The sequence below is a fragment of the Pseudomonas sp. 39004 genome, from assembly GCF_028682155.1.
GTDB lineage: Bacteria > Pseudomonadota > Gammaproteobacteria > Pseudomonadales > Pseudomonadaceae > Aquipseudomonas > Aquipseudomonas capeferrum.
This window is the reverse complement of sequence record NZ_JANIAG010000189.1, coordinates 1-10,339: the sequence shown is the minus strand read 5'-3', so window position 1 is coordinate 10,339 and position 10,339 is coordinate 1. Positions and strand designations below refer to the sequence as shown.

The window sequence follows — 10,339 nt, the reverse complement described above, 5'->3', positions numbered from 1 at the left end:
GCGCTGAAAATGACAAGCCAGGCACTTGGTGGCCCCGAATACAATCTCCAGGCATCCACAACCCCGCGTGGGGCCGGTAAGCCGGCCCCCACAAGTACGCGCACAATTCTACACTTACATACAGCACGTCACGGCGAATGTCGCGGTGCGCGACACCATTCCCCGGACCACCGCCCCCTCGGACCCGGACTTCCCCTGTCGACGGTGGCCTTCTTGCAGAGGAGGGCAGGTCATGGACGAGGCACGGCTTCACGAATTCATGGGCAAGCTGGTGGGTGACATGGGCGCTGCGGCGACCCTAGCCAATGTCATCCTGGGTGACGAACTCGGGTTGTACCGGGCGATGGCCGACAGCCAGCCGACCACGCCCGAAGCGCTCGCGGCAAAGACCGGCTGCCACCCGCGGCTGGTCCGTGAATGGCTCAATGCCCAAGCGGCGTCGGGCTACATGGTTCACGACAAGGGCAGTTTCGTACTGCCCGAAGAACAGGCGATGGCCTTGGCGCTCGAAGACTCCCCGGCCTACATGGCCGGTGGCGCGGCGGTGGTGGCCGCCTTGTTCCACGACAAGGACAAGCTGGTCGCGGCCATGCGTGGCGACGGCGCACTGGCCTGGGGCGACCATCACCCGTGCATGTTCAGCGGCACCGAACGGTTCTTCCGGCCGGGCTACCGAACGTTCCTGGTGGCCGAGTGGCTGCCGGCGCTGGAGGGGGTGGTGGCCAAGCTGCAGGCGGGCGCCAAGGTGGCCGATGTGGGCTGTGGCCATGGCGCCTCGACGTTGGTCATGGCCCAGGCGTTTCCGGCATCGACCTTTGTCGGTTACGACTATCACGCGCCCTCCATCACCACCGCCAACCAGCGGGCTGACGAGGCAAATTTAGCCGCACGGGTGAGTTTTCAGCAGGCCACGGCGAAAAACTACCCAGGTCACGACCATGACCTGGTGTGTTTCTTCGATTGCCTGCACGACATGGGTGACCCGGTGGGCGCTGCGCGGCACGCCTACGATGCCTTGAAGGCGGACGGCACGGTGATGCTGGTGGAACCCTATGCCGAGGACTCGCTGGAGGGCAACCTGACACCGGTCGGGCGCTTGTTCTATGCGGCGTCGACGTTTATCTGCACGCCCAACTCGTTGTCTCAGGAAGTGGGGCTGGGGCTGGGTGCCCAGGCCGGGGAGGCGCGGTTACGCGCGGTGTTCCAGGAGGCGGGGTTCACACGGTTCCGGCGCGCCACACAAACACCGTTCAACCTGATACTGGAGGCGCGCAAATAGCCGCCGCCTTTGCCGTCACCTGCGCCATTCGGCTTTTGCGCATTGTAATGCCGCGCCGTGGTCGTCAGAATCGCGCCCGGTTTTCGAGCAAGGGGCTTACGTTGAACGAACAGACACTCTCCATGCGCCTGGAGCGCGTGGCGGCGCATGTGCCGCAAGGCGCGCGCCTGGCCGATATCGGCTCGGACCATGGTTATCTGCCGGTAGCATTGATGCTGCGTGGCGCCATCGAAGCAGGCGTGGCCGGTGAAGTGGCGCACACGCCCTTTGCCTCGGCCCAGCGCAACGTGCGCCGCAACGGCCTGGAGGCGCATATCACCATTCGCCTGGCCGATGGGCTGGACGCGATCGAAATGGCCGACCGGATCTCGGCCGTCAGCCTCTGCGGCATGGGCGGTAAAACCATGTGCGAGATTCTAGAGCGCGGCAAGCATCGCTTGAGCGGCAGCGAGCGCCTGATCCTGCAACCCAACGGTGATGAGTGCGAACTGCGCGGGTGGCTGATGCAAAACAGCTATCGGATCGTCAGTGAAGAGTTATTGCGCGAAAACCGCTTCGACTACGAAATCATCGTCGCCGAACCTTGTGAGGCAGTGGCTTACACCGCCGAAGAGCTTTACTTCGGCCCGCTGCTGATGTGTGAAAAAGCTCCGGCGTTCGTGACCAAATGGCAGCGCATGCTGCGCCAGAAGCAGCAGACGTTGGCCAACTTCGAACGCGCTCGGGATGCGATACCCGAGGAAAAGCGCCGCGATTTCGCCCGGCAGATCAGCTGGATCACCCAGGTACTGGCCTGACTCACTGCTGCGAGCAGTTGCCCATTTCCCGGTAGTTGATCTCGCGGGTACGGCCCTGGTGGTCGACATACACCATGTGCGCGGTGCCGACCTGGCAGTCGGCAGCGTTGCTGGCCGGGGTGATGGAGATGACTTTGGCGACATCCAGCGGCATGCCGTATTCGTAGTTGCCCGTGCTGGCGGACGGCTGCTGTGTGCCGGCGTCGGCAAAGGCGCCGAATGAGGCGAGAGTAGCGGCAAAGGCAAGGACGGTGATCGAACGTTTCATGGCAGGCTCCTTTTTCAATGTTTTACCAATGATGTATTCATTGGTGATCCACAATAAATGGGCTAAGCCGTGATAGATTCCTGCCTGGAACGTAAGAATAAGACCGATCAAGGAGCCCACCCCCCATGGACATGCTGCATGCCATGCGTACTTTCACCCGTGTGGTCGAATGCGGCAGCTTCGCCGCAGCCGCCAATGCCCTGGACATTTCTGCGGCGCAGGTCTCGCGCATCGTTGCCGAGCTAGAGAACCAGCTACAGACCCGCCTGCTGCACCGCACCACGCGCCGTTTGCGCATGAGCGAGGCGGGCGAACGGTTTCTGGAGCGCGCGCGGCAAATCATGCTGCTGACCGAAGAAGCCGTCGGCGAGGCGCGCGGTGCGCACCTTACCCCCCGTGGGCGTTTGCGCCTGCATTGCCCGCATGGCCTGGGCCTGCTGCTGATGCCGCTGGTGGCGGGCTACAATGCGCTGTGCCCGGAGGTGGTGGTCGAGTTGACCTTGTCTCAGCGCAACCCTGACCCCTTGGCCGAAGGGCATGACGTGGTGATCACCGTGGACGAGGCCTTGCCGGACTCGCAGCTGATCGCCGTGCCGCTGGGCAACATTTTCAGCATCCCCTGCGCGGCGCCCAGTTACCTGGAGACCTTTGGCGTGCCCGAGCGGCCGGAAGACCTGCATGGGCATCGCTGCCTGCGCATGGCGTACCCGATGTACGAAGGCGACTGGGTGTTCCCTCAAGGTGTCGATCACTGTGTGATCGCACCGCGCGACAGCTTCCTCACCAACGTGGCCGATGCGATGCTGTTGGCCAGCGAGCTGGGCATGGGCATCGGGCTGCTGCCGTTCTACACCGCCAGCCAGGCGATCGAGCAGGGGCGTTTGCGCCGGTTGTTGGCGCCGTATCGCCTGCGTGAGAGTGCGCTGTATGCGATCTATCCGTCGCGCCACTACCTGGATGCCAAGGTGCGTACCTGGATCGACTACCTCAAGGAGCAACTGCCCGCGCTGTTCGAAGGGCATGCGCGGGTAGTGGATGACGCGCGCTACTGGCGCTGAGCCAGGTTGCGCGGCCGCCCCATCAGCGGCCGCGCTAGCCGGCTGTTACAGTGAATAATGCTTGAGCTCCCGCGCAATCAGCATCCGCTGGATCTCGCTCGAACCCTCGTAGATCTGCGTGATACGTGCATCCCGATAATGGCGCTCTACCGGGTAGTCCTCCAGGTAACCATAACCGCCATGCACCTGGATGGCCATGGAGCACACCCGCTCGGCCATTTCCGAGGCGAACAGCTTGGCCTGTGAAGCCTCCGACAGGCACGGCTTGCCGGCACTGCGCAAGCGGGCCGCATGCAAGATCAGCAGGCGCGCGGCATTGACCTGGACCTGCATGTCGGCCAGCAGGTTGGCGATGCTCTGGTGCTCGTTGATCGGCTTGCCGAACTGCACCCGATCACGCGAGTAGGCTAGCGCCGCTTCGAACGCGGCGCGGGCGATGCCCAACGCTTGCGCGGCAATGCCGATCCGCCCCCCTTCGAGGTTGGACAGGGCGATGGCCAGCCCCTTGCCACGCTCGCCGAGGATATTGGCGGCAGGGATGCGGCAGTCGTCCAGGGTCACCGCGCAGGTGTCGGAGGCGCGGATGCCCATCTTGTGCTCGCTGCGCTCAACCTTGAAACCTGGGTTGTCCGTGGGCACCAGAAAGGCCGACAGGCCCTTCTTGCCTAGCGCCGGGTCGGTCACGGCGAAGACAATCGCCAGGCCCGCGCGGCGGGCATTGCTGACAAACTGCTTGGCGCCGTTGATCACCCATTCGCCATTCACCAGCTCGGCACGCGTGCGCAGGTTGTGGGCCTCGGACCCCGCCTGCGGCTCGGTCAGGCAGAAGCAGCCAATCACCTCGCCAGTGGCCAGGCGCGGTAACCAGGCCTGCTGTTGCTCGGCAGTGCCATAGGCCAGCAGCGGGCCGCAACCCACCGAGTTGTGAATGCTCATCATCGCCCCGGTGGCGCCGCAACCGGCGGCGATCTCTTCCACGGCCAGGGCGTAGGCAACGTAATCGGTGTAGCTGCCGCCAAAGGTGTCCGGCACTACCATGCCAAGCAGCCCCAACTCGCCCATCTTGCGCACCACGCCATCATCGATCCAGCCGGCCTTTTCCCAGGCCTGGGCATGGGGCGCGATTTCGCCACGGGAAAAATCCCGGGCCATGTCGCGGATCATGATCTGTTCTTCGCTCAGTTCCAGGTCTTGCATCTGTGTACTCCCGGGCTCACAGGCCTTCGAAGAATTGGTCGACCCGCCGGCGCTCGAGCCCGGCCAGGGTCGGCGGGTTCCAGCGCGGCTGTTTGTCCTTGTCGATGATCAGGGCGCGCACGCCCTCGACGATATCGCCGTACTGGAACCACTGGCGGTCCAGGTGCAGTTCCATGGCAAAGCACGCTTCAAGCGCCAGGTGGCGGCCGCGGCGCAGCATCTCCAGGGTAACCGCCATGGCCAGTGGCGAGCGGCTTTCCAGCTGGTCGGCGGTGGCCAGGGCCCACTGGTGGCTGTCGCCGATGCTCACGGCGCGCAGTTGTTCGATGATCGCCGGCAGGTCGGGGAGGGCGAAGAAGTGGTCGATGACCGGGCGCAGCTTCTGCAGTGGCGCGTCGTCCAGTACCTGGGTGCCGAGTTTGGCCAGCAGGCTTTGCAGGTCCTTGAGCGGGTGGTCACCGAAGGCCAGCTTGTCCAGGCCCTGGTCGAGGGCGCTGAGGGCGTCGCTGCTCAGGTACCAGTCGGCCAGCCCGCAATAGAGGGCATCGGCTGCCTGGATCTGGCTGCCGGTAACACCCAGGTAAATGCCCAGTTCACCCGGGATGCGCGGGAGGAAATAGCTGCCGCCAACGTCCGGGAAATAGCCGATGCCGACCTCTGGCATGCCCAGCCGGCTGCGCTCGGTGACCACACGCAGGTCACACCCCTGAGCCAGGCCCATGCCGCCCCCGAGGGTGAAACCGTCCATCAGTACCAGCACCGGTTTGCGGTAGTGATGGATGCAAAGGTCGAGCGCGTATTCCTCGACGAAAAAGTCTTCGTGCAGGTTGTCGCCGTTTTTGTAGCTGTCGTGCAGCGAGCGGATATCGCCACCGGCGCAGAACCCTTTAGGCCCTTCGCCGCGTAGCACCACGGCGCGTACCTGCGGGTCTTCTGCCCACTGGTCCAAGTGCTGGCGCAGGCTGCGGACCATGTCCAGGGTGAGGGCATTGAGGCCGGCGGGGCGGTTCAGGGTCAGGTGGCCAATCTGGTTACGAACCTCGGCCAAGACATGATCCGTTGCCGAAGTGTGAGCATGCGCGGTCATCGCGTTCTCCCTGCTTTGTTATTGATTTTCCAAGTGAAGTTTGGAGTTCGCTGGAGGATAGCTGGATCCTGTCATGCGAATTTGCCGTGCACAATCGGCAAATCTGCAGGGGTGTCCTGCATTTTTGTCACTCTAGCAGTCTGTAAAGGGTCTGGTGGGCGTGGATAGGCCCTCAATTATTAACCTTAGCGTAACGATCGCCCATCCAGCTTGATTGATGCCCAGGCCCGCACCGCCCTAAGGTGACCCCACGACAGCGAACCCGTGGAGTCACCATGACAACAACGAAGAATCCACCGCCGCAATGGTCGCGGCGGCGCGCCGAGAAGCAGCGCCGCCTCGACCGGGCCCGCCACCTCGCCGACGGCGTGGTGCTGCCCACCGACCGTATCGTCGAGGCCCTGGAACTGTTGCTCGCCCCCGGAGACCGGGTGGTACTGGAAGGCAACAACCAGAAGCAGGCCGATTTCCTCTCGCGCTCACTGGCCAAGGTGGACCCAGCGCGCCTGCACGACCTGCACATGATCATGCCCAGCGTCAGCCGTGCCGAGCACCTGGACCTGTTCGAGCGTGGCATCGCCCGCAAGCTCGACTTCTCGTTCGCCGGGCCACAAAGCCTGCGCATCGGGCAGTTGCTGGAAGACGGCCTGCTCGAAGTCGGCGCCATCCACACCTACATCGAGCTTTACTCGCGGCTGCTGGTCGACCTTATCCCCAACGTGACACTGGTCGCAGGCTTCATGGCCGACCGTGATGGCAACCTCTATACCGGCCCCAGCACCGAAGACACCCCGGCCCTGGTGGAGCCTTGCGCGTTCAGCGATGGCATCGTCATCGCCCAGGTCAACCAACTGGTGGATCGGGTCGATGACCTGCCGCGCGTCGATATCCCTGCGTCCTGGGTCGACTTCGTGGTGGTCGCCGACCAGCCGTTCTACATCGAGCCGCTGTTTACCCGCGACCCGCGCCACATCAAGCCGGTGCATGTGCTGATGGCGATGATGGCGATCCGTGGCATCTATGAAAAACACCAGGTGCAGTCGCTGAACCACGGGATCGGCTTCAACACCGCAGCCATCGAACTGATCTTGCCAACCTACGGCCAATCCCTGGGCCTGAAAGGCAAGATCTGCCGCAACTGGACACTCAACCCTCACCCCACCCTGATACCCGCCATCGAGACCGGCTGGGTCGAAAGCGTACATTGCTTCGGCACCGAACTGGGCATGGAGGACTACATCGCCCAGCGCCCCGATGTGTTCTTCACCGGCCGCGATGGCTCGCTGCGCTCCAACCGCATGATGTGCCAGCTGGCCGGGCAGTACGCCGTCGACCTGTTCATCGGGGCCACCTTGCAGGTGGATGGCGATGGCCATTCCTCGACTGTAACCCGCGGCCGCCTGGCCGGCTTTGGCGGTGCGCCGAACATGGGCCATGACCCCCGTGGCCGCCGCCACGCAACCCCGGCCTGGCTCGACATGACCGTGCCCGAGACAATGCTCGAGCGCGGCCGCAAGCTGGTGGTGCAGATGGTCGAAACCTATCAGGAGGGCGGCAAGCCCACCTTCGTCGAAACCCTCGATGCAGTCGAAGTGGCGAAAAAAGCCGGCATGCCCCTGGCCCCTGTGATGATCTACGGCGATGACGTCACGCACCTGCTCACCGAAGAAGGCATCGCCTACCTGTACAAGGCGCGCACCCTCGAAGAGCGCCGGCAGATGATCGCTGCCGTAGCCGGCGTCACCGCCATTGGCCTGCGGCACGACCCCAAAGACACCCAACGCCTGCGCCAGCAAGGCCTGGTGGCATTGCCCGAAGACCTCGGCATCCGCCGCACCGACGCCAGCCGCGAGCTGCTGGCCGCGCGCAGTATTGCCGACCTGGTCGACTGGTCTGGCGGCCTGTACAACCCGCCCGCACGGTTCAGGAGCTGGTGATGAAAGCACTCAACCTGCACACCTTGCCCCTGGCCGACCGCCTGGCCGACCTGGCAGTCGATGCGCTGATCGACGAAGCCGATCTGTCGCCCAAACCGGGCCTGGTAGACCGTCGCAGCAACGGTGCCCACACGGACATGACGCTGGCATTGATGCATGCCTCGGCGTTGGCCCTGTGGCCGTGCCTGCGGCAGATGGCCGAAGCGGCCGAGGCCATTGGCGAGATCGACGTGCCCTTGCGCGCAGCCCTGGGCCGTATTGGCCGTGAGGGCGAAGCGGCGATGCTGGCGACCACGGGCGGGGTGAACACCCACCGCGGCGCGATCTGGGCCTTGGGCCTGCTGGTGGCCGCCAGTGCGCTGGATGCCCAGGCCGGCCCCGCTGCATTGGCCGCCCGCGCCGGGCGCATTGCACTGATCGACGACCCAGGCGCAACCCCTGAAGACAGCCATGGTGTGCAGATACAGCGCCGCTATGGCAGCGGCGGTGCCCGTGAGCAGGCGCAGTTGGGGTTCCCTGCTGTGATCACTCACGGCCTGCCGCAACTGCACCGCAGCCGCGCTGCCGGCGCCCGTGAAAACCAGGCACGGCTCGATGCCTTGCTCGCGATCATGGCGGCCCTGGCCGACACCTGTGTGCTTTGGCGTGCCGGGCCGCAAGGGCTGGCCACGGTCCAGCAGGGCGCCCGTGCCGTGCTGGAGGCGGGTGGCAGTGCCACCCTGGCCGGGCGCCGGCAACTGCGCCGGCTGGACCAGCAGTTGCTGCACCTGAATGCCTCACCGGGCGGCGCCGCCGATCTGCTGGCCGCCTGCCTGTTCCTCGACAACGCCGGGAGCCTGTGACATGGAAACCCTGACCTTTCAATTCGCCGCCGCCGAACCTGGCCGTGGCCGCACCGTAGTGGGCTGCGTCAGCTCCGGCGACCTGGAGGTGCTGATCGAGCCCGGCACCGCCGGCAGCCTGCAGATTCAGGTCGTAACCTCGGTCAACGGCAGCGGCGCCCGCTGGGCGCAACTGTTCCAGCGCCTGTTCGAAGGCCGCCAGTGGCCCGCTGTGAACATCGACATCCATGACTTCGGCGCCACCCCTGGCGTGGTGCGCCTGCGGCTGGAGCAAGGCTTCGAGGAGATCGCCCCATGACGGACATCGAACGCTTGCTGCAAAGCCGCAGCTTTGTCGAACTGGGCGCGCGCCAGCGGGCCCGCGCCGTACTCGACCCGGGTAGCTTCCGCGAACTGCTGGGCCCGTTCGACCGGCTCATGTCGCCCTGGCTGCCACGCCAGGGCATCGTGCCCCAGGCCGATGATGGCGTGGTCATCGCCAAGGGCCGCCTGAACGGCCGCCATACCGTGCTCGCCGCTATCGAAGGGGGCTTCCAGGGCGGCAGCATGGGCGAGGTGGGCGGAGCCAAGATCGCCGGTGCGCTGGAGCTGGCCATCGAAGACAACCGCAACGGTACCCCGACCAGCGCCGTGTTGCTGCTGGAAACCGGTGGCGTGCGCTTGCAGGAAGCCAACCTTGGGCTGGCGGCGATTGCCGAGATCCAGGCCGCGATCGTCGCGTTGCGCAGCTACCAGCCGGTGATCGGCCTGATCGCAGGTACGGTCGGCTGCTTCGGCGGCATGTCCATCGCTGCCGGGCTGTGCAGCCACTTGCTGGTCACCCGCGAGGCGCGCCTGGGCCTCAATGGCCCGCAGGTGATCGAGCAGGAAGCGGGCATCGGCGAATACGACGCCAAGGACCGGCCGTTCATCTGGAGCCTCACCGGTGGCGAGCAGCGCCATGCCAGCGGGCTGGTGGATGGCTACGTCGCCGACGATGTGGATGCCATCCGCCAGCAGCTTCTGCAACTGCTCGACACCCCAGCCACAGACCGGGCCAGCCGCAATGCCTGGTTCCTCGAGCGGCTGTCGCGCCTGGGCGATGACTGCCCGCAACTGGATGCCGCCGCCGTGCGCGCCCTCTATCAAGGAGAAGCCAAATGAACCGTGCCTCGAACTGGCTGCCGGGCCTGGCCGGCGGCCAAGCGTTGCCTGGCTACCCCGCGTCGCTGCAGGTGATCGACGGCGAACTGGACAACCGCCTGGCCCGCTTCATTGCTGTGGTGCCGGATGCGCACAACCCGTTCCCCCGGGCCCGCGCGGGTGAAGTAGGCCTGCTGGAAGGCTGGGGGTTGGCCAAGGCGGTGAGCGAGGCGGTCGAGGCCGACCGCCACGGCGAGAAGCGCGCGATTGTCGCGGTCATCGATGTGCCGAGCCAGGCCTATGGCCGCCGCGAAGAAGCGTTGGGCATTCACCAGGCTCTGGCCGGTGCGGTGCAGGCGTATGCCCAGGCGCGCCTGGCCGGGCACCCGGTGATTGGCTTGCTGGTCGGCAAGGCGATGTCGGGTGCCTTTCTGGCGCATGGTTATCAAGCCCAGCGTCTGATCGCGTTGGATGACGCTGGGGTGATGGTGCATGCCATGGGCAAGGCCGCCGCCGCGCGCATTACCCTGCGCAGCGTCGAAGCGCTGGAAGCCCTGGCCGCTGAAGTGCCGCCGATGGCTTACGACCTCGACAGCTATGCCTCGCTGGGTTTGCTGTGGCGACGCCTTGGCGTGGACAACGCCGAGACACCAAGCGCCGACGACCTGGCTCGGGTGCGTACGTGCCTGGCCGACGCTGTGCGCGATATCGGCAGCTCGACCGACCTGTCATCGCGGCTGACGGGCGAGAAC

The 10,339-nt window shown here is 65.3% G+C and carries 11 protein-coding genes; 8 read left to right on the top strand and 3 right to left on the bottom strand.

Annotated elements, in window-relative coordinates:
- Window positions 1-232: 232 nt before the first annotated feature.
- Window positions 233-1,279, top strand: coding sequence for a class I SAM-dependent methyltransferase (locus NP534_RS23240; RefSeq protein ID WP_274100246.1), 1,047 nt, complete (start codon window positions 233-235; stop codon window positions 1,277-1,279).
- Between the two features lie 101 nt (window positions 1,280-1,380).
- On the top strand, window positions 1,381-2,076 hold the full coding sequence (locus tag NP534_RS23235) for a tRNA (adenine(22)-N(1))-methyltransferase (protein ID WP_274100245.1): 696 nt from the start codon (window positions 1,381-1,383) through the stop codon (window positions 2,074-2,076).
- Window position 2,077: 1 nt separating this feature from the next.
- Here NP534_RS23235 and NP534_RS23230 read toward each other — a convergent pair whose 3' ends face one another.
- Window positions 2,078-2,344: a DUF2790 domain-containing protein gene (locus NP534_RS23230; protein WP_274100244.1), complete on the bottom strand. Its 267-nt coding sequence runs from the start codon at window positions 2,342-2,344 to the stop codon at window positions 2,078-2,080.
- 125 nt (window positions 2,345-2,469) lie between these two features.
- Here NP534_RS23230 and NP534_RS23225 point away from each other — a divergent pair, with 125 nt between their 5' ends.
- Entirely contained in the window at window positions 2,470-3,402 is a 933-nt protein-coding gene (locus NP534_RS23225) for a LysR family transcriptional regulator (RefSeq protein WP_186659223.1), read from the top strand.
- Window positions 3,403-3,447: 45 nt separating this feature from the next.
- On the opposite strand, the gene NP534_RS23220 is transcribed toward NP534_RS23225, so the two are convergent.
- Both NP534_RS23220 and NP534_RS23215 read right to left on the bottom strand, forming a co-directional pair.
- Window positions 3,448-4,599: an acyl-CoA dehydrogenase family protein gene (locus tag NP534_RS23220; RefSeq protein WP_186663615.1), complete on the bottom strand. Its 1,152-nt coding sequence runs from the start codon at window positions 4,597-4,599 to the stop codon at window positions 3,448-3,450.
- A gap of 16 nt (window positions 4,600-4,615) precedes the next feature.
- The gene (locus NP534_RS23215) at window positions 4,616-5,686 is read right to left on the bottom strand and encodes an enoyl-CoA hydratase/isomerase family protein (protein WP_274100243.1); all 1,071 of its coding nucleotides are present in this window, start codon (window positions 5,684-5,686) and stop codon (window positions 4,616-4,618) included.
- A gap of 275 nt (window positions 5,687-5,961) precedes the next feature.
- Between NP534_RS23215 and mdcA the strand changes: the two genes are divergently transcribed.
- The 5 genes from mdcA to mdcE form a co-directional block, all read left to right on the top strand.
- Window positions 5,962-7,623, top strand: a complete 1,662-nt coding sequence (mdcA, locus tag NP534_RS23210; protein ID WP_274100242.1) for a malonate decarboxylase subunit alpha — start codon at window positions 5,962-5,964, stop codon at window positions 7,621-7,623.
- Entirely contained in the window at window positions 7,623-8,465 is an 843-nt protein-coding gene (locus tag NP534_RS23205; RefSeq protein WP_274100241.1) for a triphosphoribosyl-dephospho-CoA synthase, read from the top strand. The genes mdcA and NP534_RS23205 overlap by 1 nt, the downstream gene beginning before the upstream one ends.
- A gap of 1 nt (window position 8,466) precedes the next feature.
- Window positions 8,467-8,763, top strand: a complete 297-nt coding sequence (locus NP534_RS23200; protein WP_033697564.1) for a malonate decarboxylase subunit delta — start codon at window positions 8,467-8,469, stop codon at window positions 8,761-8,763.
- A complete protein-coding gene (locus NP534_RS23195) occupies window positions 8,760-9,608 on the top strand; it encodes a biotin-independent malonate decarboxylase subunit beta (RefSeq protein WP_274100240.1) in 849 nt (282 codons plus the stop codon). Before NP534_RS23200 ends, NP534_RS23195 begins: the two co-directional genes overlap by 4 nt.
- Window positions 9,605-10,339, top strand: a 735-nt coding sequence (gene mdcE, locus NP534_RS23190) for a biotin-independent malonate decarboxylase subunit gamma (RefSeq protein ID WP_274100239.1), incomplete at its 3' end; no start/stop codon positions are given. The genes NP534_RS23195 and mdcE, both read left to right, overlap by 4 nt.